Source organism: Pelagerythrobacter marensis (genome assembly GCF_001028625.1).
In the GTDB taxonomy this organism is placed as follows: Bacteria; Pseudomonadota; Alphaproteobacteria; order Sphingomonadales; family Sphingomonadaceae; genus Pelagerythrobacter; species Pelagerythrobacter marensis.
In genome coordinates this window covers 199,786-221,015 of record NZ_CP011805.1, presented here as the reverse complement: position 1 = coordinate 221,015, position 21,230 = coordinate 199,786, and the positions used below count along the sequence as shown (strand labels likewise).

The window sequence follows — 21,230 nt, the reverse complement described above, 5'->3', positions numbered from 1 at the left end:
TGGACTTAGATGGACGACCTGCTGGCAGACTTCGTGGCCGAAACCCGCGAGATGCTCCAAGCGATCGAGGGTGAGATCGTGGCGTGGGAAGCCGATCCCGCGGACCGCGAGCGGCTGGATGCCATTTTCCGTTTCGTCCATACGGTGAAGGGGAACTGCGGGTTTTTCGACTTCCCGCGCCTCGAAAAACTCAGCCACGCAGCGGAAAGCGCGCTTTCCGAAGTGCGCGCTGGCCAGCGCCGCGCCAGCGGCCAGCTGGTGAGCGCGGTGCTGGCGATCATCGATCGCATCAACGACATGATCGACGCGATCGATGGGGGCGAAACGATCCCGGACGGCGCCGACGAGATACTGATCGCAGCGCTCGAACCCAAGGGCGACGAACCCGACAGCGAAAGCATACAGGCTGAAGAGCTGTCGGGCGGCAGGGCACCCCGGCAAGCCAGCGGATCACGCTCGATCCGTCTGCCCGTCGAACTGCTCGACCGGGTGATGAGCGGCGTTTCCGACATGGTCCTGGCCCGCAACGAACTGGCGCGAAGGTTGCGCGAACACGGCACCGACCCTGCGCTGGAGGGGCCTTTCGATCGCCTGTCGTCTATCCTGGATACGGTTCGCGAAGGCGCAACCCGGATGCGGATGCAGCGGCTCGAACATCTGTTCGGCGCCCTGCCGCGCATGGTCCGCGATCTGTCGGCCGAACTGGGCAAGCAGGTAATGATCGACCTGGATGGCGGCGACGTCGAACTCGACCGCGAAATGATCGAATCGGTGCGCGATCCGCTCACCCATATCCTGCGCAATGCGATCGACCACGGGATAGAGCCGCCGTCGGAACGCCTCTCCGCCGGCAAGCGGGAAATCGGCACGATCACCGTTTCGGCCCGGCGGACCGGCAATCGCATCGTGATCGCGGTCAGCGACGACGGTCGCGGGATAGAGCCGGGCAGGTTGCGCAAGAAGGCGGTAGCCGCCGGTCTGATCGATTCAGCCCAGGCCGCCGCGCTGAGCGAAGAACAGACGCTGGAACTGATTTTCGCTGCGGGATTTTCCACCGCCGACCGGGTCAGCCAGGTTTCCGGCCGCGGGGTCGGAATGGACGTCGTGCGCGCCAATATCGAACGGATCGGCGGATCGGTGACCGTGTCGAGCAAGGCCGGCCAGGGCACGATCGTGTTCCTCTACGTCCCGCTGACCCTGAGCATCGTCGAAGGCCTGACAGTCACCGTCGGCGCCCACACGCTGGGCCTGCCGCGTTCCTACATCGTGGAGATCGCCCGCAGCGCCTCGCGAGCGATCTCTGTCGACCGGCTGGGAGACGGCATCTTTCTGACCTTTCGTAACGAGAGAGTCCCCTGTCTCGATCTGGGAGAAGTCCTGGGGCTGGATCAGGGCGTCGATCTCGACCGCGCCACTTTCGTTTTCATACGTCTGGTCAGCGGCGATCTCTTCGCCGTAGCGGTGGACCGCGTGCTCGATAACGAGGATCTCGTTCTCAAGCCTCTCCCCCCAGTGCTTGAAGGCATCGGGCTGTTCGGCGGGACCGCACTGCTCGACGATGGCCGACCGATCCTGAAGCTCGATATTCCAGCCCTGGCGGACCGCTACGGTCTTGCCAGTCAGGCACGGGCACGCCCATCGGTTCAAGGCGCGGCCGACATTCATGCAGAAGATCCCGGCGAACACGTTGTGGTGTTCGAGGCGTTCGGCAGCCGGCGGCTGGCGATACGAATGCCGGCGATCCGGCACATACACACACTGCCTGCTTCGGCCATCGATCGATCCGGTCCTACCCCGCTGGTGAGCGTAGATGGCATGATCCTTCCCATTCTGGGCTTCATTCTGGACGACGAGGACGCCACCAGTACGCGTGACAGCGTCATCGCGCTACGGCTGAGCGATGGAGGCTCCGACATCCTCTATGCCGCCCGCAGCATCATCGACACGGCCGAACTGACAGGGCCTGTCGTTCCTGCGGAAGACGATCCGCTTCTGGAAGGAACAGTGCTGATCGACGACACGATCGTTGGCGCGATTGATACCCACCGGCTCTTCGCACGATATGGACGGATGGGCGCATCCACCCACCGCCCGACCTGCCGCCTTGCCCGCACGGACGCCTGGGCGAAGGGCTTTCTCGAACCGCTGATCCGTTCTGCCGGCTACGACATTCTGGACGAGGACGATCCCCGCACAGCCGATGTCGCGGTGGTTCTGGATCAGGCGGAACCGGCCGCGACGACGGGCGATGTCGTGCGTCTGCGTTCGTATCCCGATGCGGCCGGCACCGCGCCGGACAGCATATATCGGTACGATCGCGACGCGCTGCTTTCGGCGCTGGCCCGTGCCCATTCGAAAGGCGGATGATGAACGATCTGATGCTTCTGACGCGTATCGCGAACCGTCCCGCAGTCTTTCGCGCGAGCGACATCGCTTCGATCATAGAGATCGACGCGATTACCCCGGTCCCGCAAGCGCCCGACTTCGTCGCCGGGCTGACTGCGCTGCGCAGCCGTGCACTGACGGTGATCGACAGCCGTATGGCGCTGGGGCTTGCTCAGCCTGGACCGGCCGATCCGCGCAGCCCGGTCGTCGAAATTGGCGGGCATCCTTATGCGCTGCTGGTCGATACGGTCGAAGATGTCGTCGCCATGGTCGGTGCCCCCACCCCACTCGCCGCGACGCTGGGGCCACAATGGAGCCGCTGCGCACACGGCATGATCGAAACCGCCGCCGGACCGGCGATCGTGATCGACGTATCCGCCCTTATCTCCGGCCCGCAACGGGCCGCCGCTTAAAAATATGGTTACCCGGACGGTATAACCGGGAACTGCAAAACCAAGGATCGCATCCATGAAAACCTGCCTGATCGTCGACGACTCCCGCGTAATTCGAAAGGTTTCCCGCCATATCCTCGAATCGCTGGGCTTCGCGGTGGAAGAAGCGGAAAACGGTCAGGCCGCGATCACCCAGTGCGAGGCAGCAATGCCCGATCTCGTACTGCTCGACTGGAACATGCCGGTCATGAACGGCATCGAATTTATCGGCCATCTCCGGCGCATGCCGGGCGGCGACGCGCCAAAAGTGGTTTTCTGCACGACCGAGAACGACGTCGCGCACATTCGCGAAGCGATCGGTGCGGGTGCCGACGAATACGTGATGAAGCCGTTCGACCACGAAACCTTACAGATAAAGCTGCAGCTCGTCGGGATGGCCTGAGGGGCAATGAACGCGCAAAGCAGTATTGCCGCCTATGGCGAGCGAAGGCGGACCACCCCGATCCGGGTGATGATCGTCGACGATTCGCTGATTGTGCGGACGGTGCTGTCCAAGCTTATCGCGGCCGAACGCGACATGGTCATCGTGGGCAAGACCGGCAGCGCGGAAACGGCGCTGGCCTTTCTGGTCAAGACGCCTGCCGATGTCGTTCTGCTCGATCTGGAAATGCCGGGCATAGGGGGGCTTCACGCCCTGCCGCGCATTCTTGCCGCATGTCCCGGCACTCAGGTCCTGGTCGTCTCCTCGCTGACCGAGGAGGGTGCCGAACATACTCTGGCCGCACTGTCGACAGGCGCGGCAGACACCATGCTCAAGCCGCGCAGCGGCGAGTTCGATGAAGCCTATCGCCTCGCGCTCCTCCAGCGCATTCGTGCTCTGGGACGGCATGGAGGCAGGTCGGCAGGGACGGCACGGCCATCGCCGCCAGCGGTGCGATCGCGCAATCGCAGCGCCCCGCTCGAAGTCATCGGCATTGGCGCGTCCACCGGGGGGATTCACGCGCTCTGCATGCTGCTGCGCGCCTTGCCTCGCCAGCTCGCGATCCCCATTCTGGTGACACAGCACCTGCCCGCAAATTTCATGCAGGTCTTCGCACGCCAGCTGGAAATGGCCAGTTCGCGCGACGCTATCGTGGTCGAGAGCGAAACCGCAGTCCGGCCGGGATGCATACTGATCGCTCCGGGCGGCAGCCATCTGCTGCTTCGCCGCGATTGTCGTCAATTCGTTGCACACACGCAGCGCTTCGACACCGCCAGCGGATGTATGCCTTCGGTCGATCCGATGTTCGAAAGCATGGCCGGTGCTGCCGGCCCGGGGGCACTGGGCGTCGTCCTGTCGGGCATGGGCCGCGATGGGGCGGCAGGTGCGGGGCAACTGGTGGCAGCGGGCGGAAACCTGATCGCACAGGATGAAGCGAGTTCTTCGGTCTGGGGAATGCCCCGGGCGGTGGTGGAAGCCGGACTGGCCTCTGCCGTGCTGCCGCCCGACAAGATCGCGCTGCGTATCGGCGTGCACGCAGGCGATTCGGCCTGGGCGTGATGCAGATTTCGCACCGAATAATCGCCGACCTTCTGATGCAGCGCACGGGCCAGCAGCTAACCCGCGGTCGCGAGTGGCGGATCGACAGTGCGCTGGCCGGATTGTACCGCGAATGCGGCATAGCCAATGTGGAACAGCTGGCATGCCTGCTCGCAGACCCCGACTCCGGCGATCTGTCGCAGCGCGTCGTCGAAGCGCTGTTGAACAACGAAACCTATTTCTTCCGCGATCGTCAGCTGTTTCAGCAACTGACCGAAACGGTCCTGCCCGATCTGGCAAAACGGCGCGCGCATGCCCGCCGGCTGTCGATCTGGTCCGCCGGATGTTCGACCGGGCAGGAGGCACTGTCCCTGTCGATGCTGTTCGCCGATCAACCGCAAACCTGGCGCGGATGGACGATCGACATCCTCGGCACCGATGTTTCGGCCCAGGCTGTCACCGCCGCCCGGCGCGCCTGTTACAGTCAGTTCGAGATCCAGCGCGGCCTGGGCGTCGCCCAGATGCTCAAGCACTTTCGCGAAACGCCGCAGGGCTGGCAGCCCGATCCGGTCCTGTTGCGGCCAATCCGCTATCGCGTTGGCAACGTGCTGGACGAACAGCCGCGCCCCGAACGGTTCGACCTCGTCCTGTGCCGCAATGTGCTGCTCTATTTCGATCATGAAACGCGGCGGACGGCGTTCGAGCGGGTGGCTTCCAGCCTGCGCGAAGACGGGTGGCTGATGCTGGGATCGGGAGAAACGGTGGCGGGCAAGACCGACGCCTTCGCCCCAGCGACGGCCGTGCAGGGGTTGTACCGCCGCCCAGAGTGGAAAGAGACAGACGACAGACAAGGTAAATCTGCGCTTAACGGTTCGTTAGTGCAGGGTCGCTAAATCGAACAAAAGAACAGGGGTTGGGACTCAAGCGGTGACACTGGAGGCAGAACAGCACGGTTTCGCGCCGCGTCTACTCGTCATTCTGCCGCTGGTGGTTCTGACCGCGATATACGCTGCCATTTGTGCCGCACTGCTGTTCGGCAACGATTACGGCTTTGCCAGAACATCGCATCTGATCCTGACCGGCAGCGTAATCTACGCAGTCGCGGTGCTGCTTCTGCTGCGTTTCGGATTTGCGCATGTCGCACGCCTCGAACGGCTGGGCACTACCGACAGCCTCAGCGAACTGCCCAATCGCCGCGCACTGCACCGCAATGTCACCGCCGGCGCCAGTTCGGATCGGGAAATCGCGGTTGCCCTGATCGATCTCGACGGATTCAAGACGATCAACGATCTTTACGGCCACGGCATGGGCGACCACCTGATCAAGGAAGTCGCCGCTAACCTGCGCCATCTGTGCGGCAGCGAAGCGGTCGCCTATCGCCTTGGCGGCGATGAATTCGCGATCAGCATGATCGGGCCTTTATCCGGCACCCTGCTGGAAGGCATCTGCCGCGGCTTTCTCGAAATGCTCAGCCAGCCGGTCAACGTTGAAGGCAAGCAGATACCGATCGGGGCCAGCATCGGCCTGGCGCGCTGCCATTCCGGCGAATCGCTCGATTCATCGGAGCTGCTGCGCCGGGCAGACGTTGCGATGTACGTTTCCAAGCGCGACGGGAAAATGCGCTGCACCTGGTTCAAGCCCGAGTTCGACCACAGCCTGGCCGCATTGCGCGATCTGGATAACGAGCTGCGCGCGGGGCTGCTGAACAACGAATTTCTCGTCCACTACCAGCCGCTCGTCGATGCCCGAACGCACGAAATCGTCGGGGTCGAGGCACTGCTTCGCTGGGCACGGCCCGACGGCAGCGAACTGGGCCCCGGCGTATTCGTGCCGGTGGCGGAGGAATCCGGCCTGATCAATCCGATCGGGCTGTGGGTTCTTCGGCGGGCATGTACCGATGCACTTGCCTGGAACATCAAGCTGTCGGTCAACATTTCGGCTGCCCAGCTGCGCAATCCGGAATTTCCGTTTCAGCTCGGCCAGATACTCGAAGAAACCGGATTTCCCGCTGAACGGCTGGAGCTTGAAATAACCGAAACCTGCCTCGTGCTCGATCCGATCGTGGCCGAACGGACGCTGGACCTCGTCCGCGGGCTGGGGGTCGATGTCGTGCTCGACGATTTCGGGACCGGCTATGCCTCCATCGGCTTCCTGCGGCAGTTCCGGTTCGAAAAGCTCAAGCTCGACCGCTCGCTCGTGGTCGATTCTGCCAGCGACGAAAGCTCGCGCGCGATGATGCTGTCCAGCATCTCGATGGCGCGCGCCCTGGCCATGCGGGTTACCGCCGAGGGGGTCGAAACCGCGGATCAGGCGGCAATGGTCCGCAGTGCGGGATGCGACCACCTTCAGGGCTGGCTCTACTTTTCGCCCATGCCGTCGAGCGACATCGCCCGGCATCTCAACCAGTCGTCGACGGGCAACGACACCCGGAAGCAGCCGGGAAGGATAACAGCATGAACGCCGAAACAACGATCATCGTCCCCGACGACATGCGTGAGGAAATCGAACAGGTCGTTCTGGAAGATACCGATCAGGCCGCGCCGCCGGCGCGTTTCGTTCTCGTGCGCCGTTTCAACGATCTGTCATTGGGGCGCAAGCTCACGATCCTGTGCGGCGTGCCGCTCGTAGCCCTGGCCGCGATTGCCGCGCTTGCCTGGATCGGACTTGGTTCGGCGGATCGCGAGTTCGCGGCTTCGCTGCGCTGGCCAATCGTCGGGGTAACGGCGCTGCTGATCGTCGCCGGCCTCGGCGCAATCGGCATCGTGATGAAGGACACCTCGAACCAGCTTCGCAAACTGGCGGACGACATGACTGCGCTGGCGGCCGGGCATCGCGACTTTGCGATAACCGGGCTGGAACGGCGCGACGAGATCGGCGACATTGCCCGCGCGTTCGAAGTCTTCGTGAAGTCCGGCCGCAAGCTGGACGAAATGTTCGCCAATCGCCGCAAGGAACGCGAGAAACGGCGGAAGGAAATGCAGGCGCTGGTGCGGTCGTTCGAAACGAACGTGGGCCATGTCGTCAACGGCGTGGGCACCGCCGCGGTCCAGCTCAAGGCAACCGCCGGATCGATGGCAAGCGCGGCCGAAAAGGGCGCGGAGCAGACTTCGCGCGTGGCCCAGGCAATGGCGGAGGCATCGTCGGGTGTGACAGCCGCCGCCGCCGCATCGGATGAATTCGCGATGTCGATCGGAGAAATCAGCCGCCAGGCCGCACAGTCGGCCGAACTGGCCCGCGAAGCGACCGGCTCCACCCAAACCGCCAACGACACGATCTCCGCACTGTCGAAAACTGCGGAGGAAATCGGGCATGTCGTCGGCCTCATTTCGACGATCGCGCAGCGGACCAATCTGCTCGCTCTCAATGCATCGATCGAGGCAGCGCGCGGCGGAGAGGCCGGGCGCGGCTTCGCCGTGGTCGCTTCGGAAGTGAAGGAGTTAGCGGCACAGACAGGCCGCGCGACCGAACAGGTGGCGCAACAGATCCAGGCGATTCAGGATTCGACCGGCGCCAGCGTCGGCGCGCTTCGGGCAGTCGCCGAACAGGTGCAACAGCTAGAATCGACTGCGATCTCCATCGCATCGGCGGTCGATCAGCAATCGGTCGCCGGCCAGGAACTGGCGCGGAACATCGATCTTGCCGCCCGGGGAACGAACGACGTCCGCTCCAGCGTCGAGAAGATCCGCGAAACCGCGCTGTCGACGGGGGCAGCCGCTTCGCAGGTGCTCAGCTCCGCGACCGAACTGGAAGGCCAGGCCTCATCCCTTCGAACGCAGGTCACGCGGATACTGGAAGCCGTTCACAAACGGAGCTGACGGCCCTGCGGCGCAACTAGTGATTGCTGCCGCGCGGATGACAGCGCTATGTGGCCTCGGACCGGATGCCTCGGCGTCCGCGAACGGGAGAGAAACGTGCCGGGCGCAACTTTATCCCGGATCGACAAGAGCTTCGGCGCCGCCGCGCTGTTCCAGGACTTCAATCTTTCCGTGGGCGATGGCGAGTTCGTCGTCCTGGTCGGTCCATCGGGGTGCGGCAAATCGACCCTGCTGCGCCTGATCGCCGGGCTGGAAAGCGCGGATAGCGGGGAAATCCGTATCGGACAGCGGCGCGTGGACCACTTGCCCCCGGGGGAGCGGGGGGTCGCAATGGTGTTCCAGTCCTATGCGCTCTATCCCCAGATGACGGTCGCCCAGAACATTGCTTTCCCGCTGCGCATGGCGGGCTGGCCGCGCAGCAGGATCGATGCCAGCGTCGCGCAGGCATGCGAGCTGCTGGGTCTGGACACCCTGACAGATCGGCGACCGGCGGAACTGTCCGGCGGGCAACGCCAGCGGGTGGCGATCGGGCGCGCGATCGTGCGCGAGCCAGAGCTGTTCCTGTTCGACGAGCCCCTTTCCAACCTCGACGCCAATCTGCGCGCGCAGATGCGGCGCGAATTTGCCGAGCTGCACGCCCGGCTGCGCGCACCGACCATCTACGTCACCCACGATCAGGCAGAGGCGATGGCCCTGGCGGACCGGATCGTGCTGATGCGCGAAGGCAGGATCGAGCAGCAAGGGACGCCGGAAGACATCTATCACCGTCCGGCATCGCTGTTTGCGGCGCGCTTCTTCGGCCAGCCGCCGATCAATACCTTGCAGGCGCGCATCGACCGTGCTGACGAACACGGCACGCTGGTTGTGACCGAATGCTCTGGCGAACGGCTTTCGCTGTCGCCGCTGCGCGAAAGCCAGCGCGGCAGCGCCGATGTGATCGTGGCCGTTCGGCCTGAGGCGCTGACCACCGCGGCAGGTGACGGGCGGATCGCATTCGCCACGCGCCAGGTCCGTTATGTCGAATGGTATGGCGGTGAATGCCACGTCGGCCTGGGCGATGACGGCGACACCCTGATCTGGCGCGCCGTCGGGGCGAATGGGATCGCACCGGGCGACAGAATCGCACTCTACGCCGAACCTCGCGATATCCACCTTTTCGCGGCAGACGGACAGGCGCTGGAACGCGCGCCATTGCCGATTTTGTGAAAACGGTTACATAGGGGCTGGAGGGGACGACATGGTCACGATTCGGGATGTTGCCAGGGAAGCGGGCGTATCGGTCGCCACGGTTTCCCGCGCACTCAACGGTCGGACAAATGTAACCAAGGATACGCGCGAGGCGATCGAAGCCGCGGCCAAGGCCCTGAATTTCGTACCCCATTCGGGCGCCCGCAGCCTGACGATCCGCCAGACCGACACGATCGGCGTGATCCTGCCCGACCTGTTCGGCGAATTCTTCTCCGAAATCATCCGCGGGATCGACATGATCGCCCATGGCGCGGGCAAGCATCTGCTGTTGGGCAACATGCACGGCAGTTCGCACGAAACGACCAGCGCGATCCGCGCCATGCGCGGACGGGTCGACGGGCTGCTGCTGATGCCGCCGGATTCCACCGCCGAGCTGCTTGCCGACCATCTCGACCCCGGGATGCCGACGGTCCTCCTCAATGCGCAGGCGGGGGAAAGCGACATCCCCTTCGTCGCGGTCGACAACTATCGCGGCGCGCGCGCGATTACCGAACATCTGATCGCCTGCGGTCGCAAGCGGATCGTCCACATCGCGGGGCCCAAGCATAACCGCGACGCGCGCGAACGCCTGCGCGGGTTCACCGATGCGATGCGCGAGAAGGCGGGGGAGAAGCATCCCGTCGTGCTGCCCGGTGATTTCACCGAGAGCGCAGGGCGCGAAGCCGCGCAGCTTCTCCTGGCCGGGCAAGTTCCCGCCGATGCCGTGTTCGCGGCCAACGACGTCATGGCCGTCGGGCTGATCTCCGTGCTCGACGACGCTGGCGTGCTGATCGGACGGAAGATGCTGGTGGCGGGGTTCGACGATATCCCGCTCGCTCGGCACATCACGCCCCGGCTTACCACCATGCAATCGAACATCGCGCAGCTCGGCTCCACTGCCGCCATGCTGTTGCTGCGGATGTTGCGTGGGGAGCCGCTGGGCATGGCCCACGGGGTAGTCCTGTCCCCCACCCTCGCCGGCCGGGAATCGACTCTCGGCCCCGATGCGAGCGGAGCACGAACGCCAACCGGAAGCGGCTGATGGGGCCCGGTCTGTCGCGCCGCCGTCTGCTCGCATCGACGCTGGCCGGTTCCGCGGCGCTGGCGCTCGGCGGCTGCGCCCGGTCCGACCGGCTGACATTCTGGGCAATCGGAAACGAGGCCGCCGCTCTGCCGGCGCTGCTCGACAGCCACAACCTGGGCGACCTGAAGGTTCAGCCCCTGCCCTGGTCGGGGGCGCACCAGAAGCTGCTGACGGGTTTCGCCGGCGATGCGCTGCCGGACCTGGCCCAGGTGGGCAACAGCTGGCTGGGCGAACTGGACGCGATCGGGGCACTGGCGCCCGTGCCCGATGACGTCGCGGCAGGCATTGATCCGTTCCCGGCCGTGATCGAAAGCAATCGCATTTCCGGCCGACTGATGGCGCTGCCATGGTATGTCGATACCCGGGTCCAGTTCTATCGCAGCGATCTGTTTGCGCGGGCCGGATATGCCGCGCCCCCGCTCGAATGGCAGGAATGGAAGCGGGCGCTGGCGCGCATCCGATCGCAGAGCGGCGGCGAGACTTACGGCGTTCTGCTGCCGCTCGACGAATTCGAGCATTTGCAGACCCTGGCGCTTTCCGCAGGGGCGGATTTTCTGCGCGACGAAGGCACGCGAGGCGCCTTCGCCGCGCCCGCGTTCGTGGAGGCACTGGGTTTCTACAAATCCCTGTTCGACGAAGGACTGGCGCCGATCGTCACCGGTGCCCAGATCGCCAACCGCTGGGCGGAGTTCGCCCGCGGATGGTTCGCGGCCTATCCGTCAGGGCCGTGGATGATCGGCGAGATGCGCGAACGCCTGCCCGCCGCAATGCAAGGGAAATGGGCCACGGCGCCCAATCCCGGCCCGTCCGGCATTGGTGCTTCGGCCCCGGGTGGTTCCAGCCTCGTCGTCTTTGCCGGCGGCGCGCGCCAGCGCGAAGCCTGGAACGCCGTCCGCCGGCTGCTGCGCCCCGACGCGCAGCTCGCCCTCCACCACGCGACGGGGGATCTGCCGGTGATGCGATCGGCATGGACGCGCGGAGAGCTGGCGCGGGACCCGGTCGTCGCCCCCTTCGCCCGCCAGCTGGAACGGGCCCGCCCGCTGCCCAAAGTGCCCGAATGGGAACGGGTGGTGACCGAAATGCAGATCGTCGCCGACCGCATGGTTCGCGGAGAGTTCACGGTTCGCGGCGCAGCGCGGGAAATGGATCTGCGGGTCGATCGCATTCTGGCCAAGCGGCGGTGGATGGCCACGCGGGACAAACGAGCATGACCGGCCTGGCTTCCCGCGCCGAACGCCGCGCCGGCTGGCTGTTGAGCGCACCGGCGCTGATCGCCATTGCGCTGTTCTTCATCCTGCCGACGGTCGCGTCGCTGGCGCTGAGCCTGACCGATTTCGACATTTATGCGCTGGCCGACATCGGCAATTTGCGGTTCGTCGGCCTCGCCAACTATTCCGCGCTGCTTTCCGACCCGCTGTTCTGGACCGCGCTGGGCAATACGTTCTGGTTCGTCCTGCTGGGCGTGCCGCTGGTCGTGGTCGTCGCCTTCTTCGCCGCGATCCTGGTCAATGAACGGATGGTCGCCTGGCGTCCGGCATGGCGCGCGGTGTTCTTCGCCCCTTACGTGACCACTCTGGTCGCTGCGGCTGTGGTCTGGAAATACATGCTCCACGCCCGGTACGGCCTGTTCAATCATGCTCTGGGCGCGATCGGCCTGCCCCCAGTCGACTGGCTGGGCGATCCGCGCTGGGCCATTCCCGCGATCACTGTGTTCGTCGTCTGGAAGAGCTTCGGCTATTCCATGCTGATCTTCCTCGCCGCCCTCCAGACCGTCCCGCGCGAACTGGACGAGGCGGCCCGGATCGACGGTGCGGGCTGGTGGTCGCGCCTGCGGCACGTTACCCTGCCCGCGGTCGCCCCCGCCGCCGGGCTGGTCGCGGTGCTCGCGGTTATCGCCATGTTCCAGCTCTTTGCGGAACCTTACGTGATGACCGAGGGTGGACCCGCCCAATCGACGATCACGGTCCTGTATCTGATGTTCGATCAGGGCTTCCAGTGGTGGAACCTGGGCATTGGCGCAGCTGTCGCGGTCGTGCTGTTCGCCTGCATTCTGGCGGCCGCGCTGATCCCGGCGCTGGCGCTGCGGATCTATCGCAGGCGGCGCGCATGACGGCGCGCCTCGGCATGACCGCGCTGGTTGCAGCCTTCGCGGCGATTACGCTGGCCCCGCTGCTGTGGATGGTTTCCGTCAGCCTGATGCAACCGGGCGAAGCCGGGCAGTTCCCTCCGCCGCTGATCCCCGGCGACCCGACGCTCGCTAATTACCACGCGCTGTTCGCCAGCCAGGGCATGGGGATGTTCCTGATAAACAGCCTGCTGATCTCCACCCTCGCCACGCTGCTCGCGCTCGTTTTTACATTGCCCGCCGGATATGCTTTCGCCCGGCTGCGCTATCCGGGGCGCGACACGACAGTGCGGGTCCTGCTCGCGCTGCTGCTGATACCCGGGCAGATCGGGATGCTGCCCCTGTTTCTGGAGCTCAAGGCACTGGGGCTGGTCAATTCCTATGCCGGTGTGCTGGTGCCGTGGCTGGCCGGGATTGTCGGCATATTCCTGGTGCGGCAATATGCCCTGTCGATTCCGCTCGACCTGATAGAAGCGGCCCGGATCGACGGTGCCAGCGAATGGCGCATCTTCCGCCATATCGTTCTACCGATCATGCGCCCTGCCGTCGCGACGCTGGCGCTGTTCGTGTTCCTCGGCAGCTGGAACGATTTTCTGTGGCCGCTGATCGTGCTGTCCGATCACGATCTCTACACCCTGCCCGTCGCGCTCGCCGCCATGGGGCGCGAGCGTGCGCAGGATATCGAGCTGATGATGGCCGGTTCGGTGGTGACCACGGTTCCGGTGCTGATTCTGTTCCTGGCGCTGCAACGCCAGTTCATCGGCGGCCTGCTCGCCGGAAGTGTCAAAGGATGACGATGAAACGACTGATCTCTCTCGCCCTCGCCTGTCTTGCCGCGGCCTGTACCGCCCCCGGTCATCTCCATGCCCGTTCGCCCGCCTTGCAGGCCGGGCAGCATCCACAGCCCCCGGTCGCGGCTGGCGGCTATGAATATCAGCTCCACCTTCCCCCCGGTGCGGCACGGGCAGAACCGGATGAGGAACGCTGGCCGCTGATGATCTTCCTCCACGGATCGGGCGAACGGGGCAGCGACATTGCGAAAGTGAAAGTCCACGGCCCACCGAAGATCGCCGATCGCGATCCTGCTTTCCCGTTCATCCTCGTGTCCCCCCAGTTGCCGGCGGAGCAAGACTGGGATCTCGCCAGGCTGGATGCCCTGCTCGACCATGCGCTGGCGACGCTGCCAGTCGACCCTGCGCGGATCTATCTCACCGGGCTCAGCCGGGGTGGCCATGCCTCGTGGCGCTGGGCCGCGGCCGAACCCGGAAGGTTCGCCGCCGTGGCCCCTGTCGCCGGGCGCGGCGATCCCGCCACGGCCTGCGCGCTCACCGATGTGCCGATCTGGGCGCTGCATGGCGATCGCGACGATGTCGTGACCCCGGAAGGCAGCTTCGCCATGGCCCGCGCGATCCGCGCCTGCGACGGGCGCAAGAGCCGGCTGACGATCTACCCGGATCTGGGCCACAACGCCTGGGACCCGGCTTACGACGATCCGGCGCTGTACCTGTGGCTCCTTTCGCACCGGATCGGGGGAGACGCACGATGAGCGGCGCGTTTCCCGAAGGCTTTCTGTGGGGTGCTGCGACCGCTGCCTATCAGGTCGAAGGATCGCCGCTGGCCGATGGTGCCGGCACCAGCATCTGGCACCGCTTCACCCACGATCCGCGCCTGATGATCGCCAGCGGCGACACCGGGGACGTCGCCTGCGACCACTACAACCGCATGGAAAGCGACGTCGACCTGATGAAGCGGCTGGGCCTGCAGGCCTATCGCTTCAGTATCTCGTGGAGCCGCATCCTGCCAGGCGGCACGGGGCGGGTGAACCAGGCCGGGCTCGATTTCTATCGCCGCCTGGTCGACCGCCTGAACGATGCGGGTATCATGCCCCTGCCCACGCTCTATCACTGGGATCTTCCCGCCGCACTGGATGATCGAGGGGGCTGGCTCAACCGCGACATTGCCGAATGGTTCGGCGAATATGCCGCCGTCATGTACCGCGCGCTCGACGGCGAGGTCCGCCGCTGGGCGACGCTGAACGAACCCTGGGTCGTGGCCGACGGTGGCTATCTCAACGGCGTGTTGGCCCCCGGGCATCGCAGCATTTTCGAATGCGCGATCGCCAGCCGCAACCTGATGCGCGCGCATGGCCGCGCGGTGCAGGTCTATCGCGAGCTGGGCCGGCACGAAGTCGGCGTGGTCTTCAATATCGAACCCAAGTACCCAGCCAGCGACAGCGCGGAAGATCTCGCCGCCACGGCCCGCGCCGATGCCTACATGAACCGGCAATATGCCGACCCCGCGCTGCTGGGCACGTGCCCGCCGGAACTGCGCGAAGTGTATGGCGAAGCGTGGGAAGACTGGTCGCAGGACGATCTCGCGCTTGCCTGCCAGCCGGTCGATTTCGTCGGCATCAATTACTACACCCGCAGCGTCGTGCGCGCATCCGACACCGCCTGGCCGTTCTACGCCGAACCCGTGGTGCAGGAAGGGGCCCAGCACACCGAAACCGACTGGGAAGTCTTCCCCGAGGCGATGACCCGCACCCTGCTGTGGTTTCGCGAACGCTACGGCGACATCCCGCTCTACATCATGGAAAACGGCGCCGCCTTCGCCGACCCGGCGAGCAGCGCCGGCGCGCTGATCGCGGACGACCACCGGTGCCGCTATCTCGCCGATCATATCGCCGCCGTGGGCGATGCGATCGCGGCGGGTGTGGACGTTCGCGGCTATATGGTCTGGTCGCTGTTCGACAACCTCGAATGGGCGCTGGGCTATGCCAAGCGGTTCGGGATCGTCCATGTCGATTACGAGACGCTTGAACGCACGCCGAAGAAATCGGCCGACCTCTATCGCCGGATCATCGAAAGCAACGGCACGGCAGTCGCAGGGGCGGCCACCGAAGACGCGGCATCGTGATCCGCCTGTTGATCCTGCTCGGCGCCCTGCTGGTCGGCGCCTGTGCCCATCTGCCGGGTCAGGAAGCGGGCGCGGCGCCGATCCGCGCGATGACGTTCAACATCAGGCTCGACACCGACAGCGATGGCCCCGATGCCTGGCCGCACCGCAAGGACATGGTGGCCGCCCTGATCGAGCGCGAGGCGCCCGATCTGCTGGGCCTGCAAGAGGTGCTGATCCATCAGAAGCGCTATCTGGAAGCGGCGCTGCCCCGGTATGCCTTCGCCGGCGTCGGCCGCGACGATGGCGCGGGGGCCGGCGAATTTGCCCCCCTGGCGTGGCGGCGCGACCGGTTCGACCTTCTGCAGTCGGGCACTTTCTGGCTCTCCCCCACGCCCGGCACGCCGGGCAAGGGGTGGGATGCCGCCTATCCCCGCATCGCCACCTGGGCCGTCCTGCGCGACCGGCGCACCGGCCGGCGGCTGCGGGCGCTCAACACGCATTTCGACCATGTAGGGGGGCAGGCGCGTGCGGAAGGGGCGCGGATGATCGCCGAATGGGTTGCGCGCGACAGCAGCGCCCCGGCAATCGTGATGGGTGATTTCAACGCCCTGCCCGACAGCCCGCCCTATCGTATTCTTGCCGATACCGCGACCAGCGGACTGGTCGACACGCGCAGCGCCAGCCGCACGCCGCTCTACGGCCCGCCCGGCACTTTCACCGGGTTCGATATCGCCACCGCGCACGACGCGCCGATCGACCATGTTTTCGCGACCCGCGATCTTGCCGTCGCCGCCCACGCGGTGGTGACCCAGCATTGGGGTGGGCGCCTGCCTTCGGATCACTACCCGGTCGTTGTCGATTTCGAACAGGCGCCCTGATGCGCTGGCTCGCCTGCCGCTGCGGACGCTAAAGGGACTGACGCCCGACGGCGCCCAACCGGCGGCGCCCCGCTACTCGCTTTTTTCCAGCCAGCCGCCGGTGAAGCCCAGCCGTTCCAGACCGCGCCGGATATGCGGGTTCTTGCGCATCGTGAGCCAGACCAGCTCGGTACGATAGTTCTCCATCATCGCCAGGATCGGGCCCTGATCGATGCCCAGGTGGTCGCCCGCAATCCAGCCATGTTCGGGATCGACCGTTCCGGTGGTGCTGCCGGCATCGGTGAAGGTGTAACTGGGATTGAACGCGTCCTTGAACCCGTAACGGGTGTATAGCGCATCGCCATAGGCATCGCGCATGTTCATCAGCGCCGGGATCGTCACCTCGGGCGCGAAGGGGATGGAACCGCCTGCGGCCGTGGGCACGATCGTCCCGTCGTCCACCACCCGCTCCGCACTGACGCCGCGGGCCGCATATCCCAGGAATTCGCGCGACTTTCCATTCACTTCACGGCCATTGCCCGCGCCGGTCGGCCCATCGGACGCCGTCCAGCCCCACATGTCGCCCGAATACCCGATCCAGTCGTTCGGGTTGTCCGCGCCGTAAGCCTGCTGGCTCAGGGTCGCGCGGCGGCTGTTCTCGAAATAGTCGATCCCCTTGGACCGCATGAATTCGTCGCGAATGCCGCGAAAATCGACCCAGACATGGCTGTACTGGTGGCCGAAGAGCGGCTCGAACTGGAGGTGTTCGTGGCCGTAATAGTCGCCCCAGTCCTTCTCCAGATCAGCGGCCCAGCCGGTGTTCCAGGCGTCCTTGTCGATCGGATGGGTCGGCGATCCGGCTGCCAGGATATAGACCAGCATGCCTTCATTGTATCCGACCCAGTCGTGGGTTCCGAAATCGCCGCCCTCGCCGCGTTCGGGATACCAGCCCATGACGATCGCCTTGCCGCTGCCGCCGTTGGCCGAAGGGATGGCGCTGTTTTCCCGCTGGACGAATGTCCAGTCCACACGGCGATAGATCTTCTCCGCCAGATCACGGATTTCCGCTTCCACTGCATCGTCACGATCGAAATAGCTTTGCGCGAACAGGACACCGCCCAGCAGCAGCGATGTATCGACGGTGGACAGTTCCGTCTGCCCCCGGCGCGTGCCGTCCTCGTTCGTCAGGAAGTGATAGAAGAAGCCCTTGTGCCCGGCGGTGCCCGACACTGCCGGGCCCTGCGGCGCGTTCCAGTAGAATTCCAGGCAGTCGCGAGTTCTGGCGGCTGCATCTTCGCGCGAGACGTAGCCCCGCTCCGCCCCGATGCCATAGGCGGTCAGCGCGAAGCCGGTCGCCGCGATGGAGGAGAAGGGATTGCTGGGCCAGCGGTCGGGCGCGAGGCAGCGCTGCGTATCGGTGGTTTCCCAGAAATAGCGGAAGGTGCGGAGCGACAGATCTTCCGCAAATGCGGTCTTCGCCGCGGGCGAATGCGGCCTAGCGGCGGCGGGCGACGGCGGCATCGCTGCGGGCCCACAGGCGGTGAGCGCCAGCAGCGGCACGGCGAAAGCAGCAAAACGAGCGGACATCATGGCTCCCAGGGCAAAGGGCGCCTGGCCACCCCGGGGGGAGGGGATAGAGTGGCCAGGCGCCCGAACGTGACCGGTCAGAATTCGAAACCGGCCGACACCTTTACCGTGCGCGGCGGGTTGCCGCCAACGCCCAGCCCCGAAATGCTCAGGTAGTCGGGCGAGCTGGGATCGTTGTTATAGTCGACATAGTTGCGATCATTGAACAGGTTGATCACATCCGCCCGGACCCAGACACGCGTGTCGTCGGTGATGAAGGGCAGCGAGAGATACTTGGTCACCGCCAGGTCCATCTGCCGGAAGCCCCAGCGATCGCCGTTGCTGTCCGCCTCGTTCGAGATCACGTCGCGCGACGGGTTTTCCCCGCCAGTCGAAATGAACCGCTTGAGGTAGGGCGGCGACGCGATCTGGAATTTGCCCGACAGAACCATACCGATGGGCAGGTCAACCGAACCGGTCATCACCAGCCGGTGCTTGCGCACCCCGCTGGAGCGGGTGACCGGGTAGTCTTCCAGCGCGGGGAAATCGAGGGCGAACGTCTCGCCGAAGCTCCGGTTCTCCTCCGCCTCGGTATAAGTGTAGGTGGCCGAAAGGCTCCAAGGCGATGCGACCGTGTAGCTCTTGTTGAGCTTGAGATAGGCCGAATCCGCGCTCGTCTCCAACCCGTTGGTCCCGATGATGATCGAGCCATATCCAGATGGCGCGAAGCCCCAGGGCGAATTGGGCACGGCCGGCGCCGGCTCGAAGAACGACCCGTCGGGCCGCCGGTTGCCGAGCAGGTAGGCGAAGCCATCCTTGCTCTCGATATGGCTGAAGCCGATTTCCGCATCGAAATTCGACGTCAGGCGCCCGCGCAGGCCCAGGCTGAACTGGTCCGAATAGGGCATCTTCAGGTCGTTATCGATAAACCGCAGCTCACGCCCGCCGCCGGCCCCGGCACCGGCGAGCAGCTGCTCGCGCCCGGCTTCGGTCAGATAGATCGGGTCCCAGGCGACGCAGGTCGGCCCGGGATCGCAGGTGTTGTTGGGATCGCCCGTGATGAAGTTGAACGTGCGCGTGCTGTACGATCCGACGCTGATTTCCTGCTGCAGGAAATCGAACTGGTTGCGATCGTATGATCGGCCGAACCCGCCGAACACCGCATAACGACCGTCTTCGTCCAGTTCGTAAGTAAAGCCAATGCGGGGCTGGATCGCGCCCATGAAGGCTTCCCGTTCGGAACCGGTCGAGATGTAATCGTTGATGTCGTAATTGGCGCCTGCGAGGTTGGGATAGTTTTCCGGCGACACCGCATCGACCGCATCCTGAGGATGAACGAAGTCGAGGAACGAAGGCGTTTCCTCGTAATCCCAGCGCACGCCCAGGTTCAGCGTCAGCCGGTCGGTCACCTCCCAGTCGTCCTGGATGTAGATGCCGAACTGCCAGTTCTTGGAATTGACGATCGGGCTGCCGGTACCGGTCTGCGCGCCGAACTGCACGCGGTAGGGGATAGTGTCGTTGAACGTGCCGCCGCCGGGATTGTGGGCGACGTTATAGGTGTAAACCGGGTTGAAGTTGTTGAGCTGCAGCGTGTTGAGTTCGACCCACTTGCTCTTCACGCCCGCCTTGATCGTGTGGCCTTCGAACCCGATCCAGGTGAAATCGTTCTGGATCGCCCAGCCCTTCTGCCCCTTGTCCTGATAGTTGCCGCCACCGCCGATGCGCAGCAGGTTGTCGCGCACGACCTCGCCCGGCTGCGGATTGGTCGGCGAAGGCCCGACATAGGCGAACAACGAAGCGTTGGAGAATTCGACCGGGGTCGGCGCCCACTTCACGTCTTCATAAGTAACCTTGAGATCGTTGATCCAGTTATCGGCGGTGTGTTCCCACCGCCCGGTTACGCGCAGTTCCTCGACATCCTGCGAACTGATGGTCGAACGCGCGTTGATCCCGTTGCCCAGAAATTCGCCGCTCTCGTCGCGGTACTTGGCCGATATCTCGAACAGGTCGCTGTTGCTGGGGACGAAATCGATCTTCCCGAAATAGAGGTCTTCATTGAAGGTCGAATTGGTCGGACCGAACTCGCCCTGATACTCCGCGGGGAAGTAGGAAACCGGCAGCCCAAGCCCGGGCGTGATTTCAACCGGCCGTTCCTGACGCTTGCCTTCGTAGGTAACGAAGAAATGCATCATGTCCTTGATGATCGGACCGCCCAGCGCCCCGCCGAACTGGAAATCCTTGGTTTCCACCTTGCCAGGATTATTTCCGTACAGCTCCAGCGGAGTGGCCGCGCGCAGGCTCTGATCGGTGTAATCGATGAAGCCCTGGCCGTGGAATTCGTTGGTCCCCGAACGGGTTACGGCAGTGATCGCGACCGAACTGACCTGATCGAACTCCGCCTTGTAGTTCGAGGAGATCACTCGGTATTCGCCGATCGCCATCTGCGGGAAGGGATTGCCCTGCGACGAATCCTGCCCCGTTACGCCGTTCTTCAGTACGTAGTCCTTCTGTCCGACGCCATCGATGAAGATATTCACCGTGCGGCTGTCCTGCGCACCACCCTGAAGGCGCGACTGACCGTTCGCCCCCGAGATGAACTGTACGCCGGGCGCGAGATCGGCAAAGGCGAGGAAATTGCGGTTGTTCTGCGGCAGGGTCTCGATCTGGCGCAAAGAGATATTGGCGCCGACTTCGCCGCCTTCCATCGTCCGGATGCGATCGGCGACCACGACGATCTCGCCCCCGCCCGCAGGCGCTTCTGCCCCTGTGGTGGCCGCGGAATCTTGTGGGCCGAGATCGAAATCGAGAACGGCATTCTGGGCGACGCGCAGCGTGAAAGTTTCGGTCGTGCGCACGCCGTTGGCCGTTGTCACCTCAAGGCGATACGTCCCCGGACGCAACGATGCGAAGTTATAGTCGCCGGCGGCATTGGCCGCGACCGTGCGGCGCACGCCGGTGTTCACCTCGATCGCGACGACCTGGCTGATGCCTTCGGCGCCGGTGATCTGCCCGCGCAGCGACGCGCCGGATTCCTGCGCATGGGCGGGCGCGACGAGCGCGATGGACATCGCGCCGCCTGCAACGCCAACGGCCAGCGCAGCCGCGAGCCTGCGGGCCAGATGCGAATCGTTGGCGCGCGATTCATTAATTGGATTGCGAGACTGGATCATGGTCATGGTTTCCTCCCCACACGGCCGCCCTTCTGGGCGATCCGATAGCTGCCTGCATGACGGCGGACCTTGCGTCCGGCCGCCGAATCAACTTGATCTAGGGCCTTGTAACCGGTTTCATATGGCCTGTATAGCCTTCACCAGATCGCCGAATCCGGCATAGGAATTCACAGCCCGGCGTGCGGTAATGCA

The 21,230-nt window shown here is 64.8% G+C and carries 17 protein-coding genes; 15 read left to right on the top strand and 2 right to left on the bottom strand.

What is annotated here, in order from left to right:
- Positions 1–9 precede the first annotated feature (9 nt).
- The 15 genes from AM2010_RS01140 (at position 10) to AM2010_RS01070 (ending at position 16,323) form a co-directional block, all read left to right on the top strand.
- On the top strand, positions 10–2,367 hold the full coding sequence (locus AM2010_RS01140) for a chemotaxis protein CheA (RefSeq protein WP_047805517.1): 2,358 nt from the start codon (positions 10–12) through the stop codon (positions 2,365–2,367).
- Entirely contained in the window at positions 2,367–2,798 is a 432-nt protein-coding gene (locus tag AM2010_RS01135; RefSeq protein WP_047805516.1) for a chemotaxis protein CheW, read from the top strand. Before AM2010_RS01140 ends, AM2010_RS01135 begins: the two co-directional genes overlap by 1 nt.
- Before the next feature lie 55 nt (positions 2,799–2,853).
- Positions 2,854–3,219, top strand: coding sequence for a response regulator (locus tag AM2010_RS01130; protein ID WP_047805515.1), 366 nt, complete (start codon positions 2,854–2,856; stop codon positions 3,217–3,219).
- Positions 3,220–3,225: 6 nt separating this feature from the next.
- Positions 3,226–4,317, top strand: a complete 1,092-nt coding sequence (gene cheB / locus AM2010_RS01125; RefSeq protein ID WP_047805514.1) for a chemotaxis-specific protein-glutamate methyltransferase CheB — start codon at positions 3,226–3,228, stop codon at positions 4,315–4,317.
- Positions 4,317–5,189: a CheR family methyltransferase gene (locus tag AM2010_RS01120; protein ID WP_047805513.1), complete on the top strand. Its 873-nt coding sequence runs from the start codon at positions 4,317–4,319 to the stop codon at positions 5,187–5,189. The genes cheB and AM2010_RS01120 overlap by 1 nt, the downstream gene beginning before the upstream one ends.
- Before the next feature lie 34 nt (positions 5,190–5,223).
- Positions 5,224–6,753, top strand: coding sequence for a putative bifunctional diguanylate cyclase/phosphodiesterase (locus AM2010_RS01115; protein WP_236699479.1), 1,530 nt, complete (start codon positions 5,224–5,226; stop codon positions 6,751–6,753).
- The gene (locus AM2010_RS01110; protein WP_047805512.1) at positions 6,750–8,111 is read left to right on the top strand and encodes a methyl-accepting chemotaxis protein; all 1,362 of its coding nucleotides are present in this window, start codon (positions 6,750–6,752) and stop codon (positions 8,109–8,111) included. The genes AM2010_RS01115 and AM2010_RS01110 overlap by 4 nt, the downstream gene beginning before the upstream one ends.
- 96 nt (positions 8,112–8,207) lie before the next feature.
- Positions 8,208–9,317 carry an ABC transporter ATP-binding protein gene (locus AM2010_RS01105; RefSeq protein ID WP_047807577.1) on the top strand — a complete coding sequence of 370 codons (1,110 nt, stop codon included), beginning with the start codon at positions 8,208–8,210 and terminating at the stop codon, positions 9,315–9,317.
- 31 nt (positions 9,318–9,348) lie between these two features.
- Positions 9,349–10,380, top strand: coding sequence for a LacI family DNA-binding transcriptional regulator (locus tag AM2010_RS01100; protein ID WP_047805511.1), 1,032 nt, complete (start codon positions 9,349–9,351; stop codon positions 10,378–10,380).
- Positions 10,380–11,633 (top strand): extracellular solute-binding protein, encoded by a 1,254-nt coding sequence (locus tag AM2010_RS01095; RefSeq protein WP_047805510.1) that lies wholly within the window; start codon positions 10,380–10,382, stop codon positions 11,631–11,633. Before AM2010_RS01100 ends, AM2010_RS01095 begins: the two co-directional genes overlap by 1 nt.
- Entirely contained in the window at positions 11,630–12,532 is a 903-nt protein-coding gene (locus AM2010_RS01090; protein ID WP_047805509.1) for a carbohydrate ABC transporter permease, read from the top strand. Before AM2010_RS01095 ends, AM2010_RS01090 begins: the two co-directional genes overlap by 4 nt.
- Positions 12,529–13,341: a carbohydrate ABC transporter permease gene (locus tag AM2010_RS01085; protein WP_047805508.1), complete on the top strand. Its 813-nt coding sequence runs from the start codon at positions 12,529–12,531 to the stop codon at positions 13,339–13,341. The genes AM2010_RS01090 and AM2010_RS01085 overlap by 4 nt, the downstream gene beginning before the upstream one ends.
- 2 nt (positions 13,342–13,343) lie before the next feature.
- Positions 13,344–14,093: a carboxylesterase family protein gene (locus tag AM2010_RS01080; RefSeq protein WP_160325586.1), complete on the top strand. Its 750-nt coding sequence runs from the start codon at positions 13,344–13,346 to the stop codon at positions 14,091–14,093.
- Positions 14,090–15,463, top strand: a complete 1,374-nt coding sequence (locus tag AM2010_RS01075) for a GH1 family beta-glucosidase (RefSeq protein WP_047805506.1) — start codon at positions 14,090–14,092, stop codon at positions 15,461–15,463. The genes AM2010_RS01080 and AM2010_RS01075 overlap by 4 nt, the downstream gene beginning before the upstream one ends.
- Complete coding sequence (locus AM2010_RS01070; protein ID WP_053043831.1) at positions 15,460–16,323, top strand: endonuclease/exonuclease/phosphatase family protein; 864 nt, start codon at positions 15,460–15,462, stop codon at positions 16,321–16,323. The genes AM2010_RS01075 and AM2010_RS01070 overlap by 4 nt, the downstream gene beginning before the upstream one ends.
- A 72-nt stretch (positions 16,324–16,395) precedes the next feature.
- Here the strand turns inward: AM2010_RS01070 and AM2010_RS01065 are convergent, their stop codons facing one another.
- Together AM2010_RS01065 and AM2010_RS01060 are read right to left on the bottom strand one after the other, a co-directional pair.
- Positions 16,396–17,889 (bottom strand): glucoamylase family protein, encoded by a 1,494-nt coding sequence (locus tag AM2010_RS01065; protein WP_053044101.1) that lies wholly within the window; start codon positions 17,887–17,889, stop codon positions 16,396–16,398.
- A gap of 77 nt (positions 17,890–17,966) precedes the next feature.
- Positions 17,967–21,044: a TonB-dependent receptor gene (locus AM2010_RS01060; RefSeq protein WP_236699478.1), complete on the bottom strand. Its 3,078-nt coding sequence runs from the start codon at positions 21,042–21,044 to the stop codon at positions 17,967–17,969.
- Positions 21,045–21,230 lie beyond the last annotated feature (186 nt).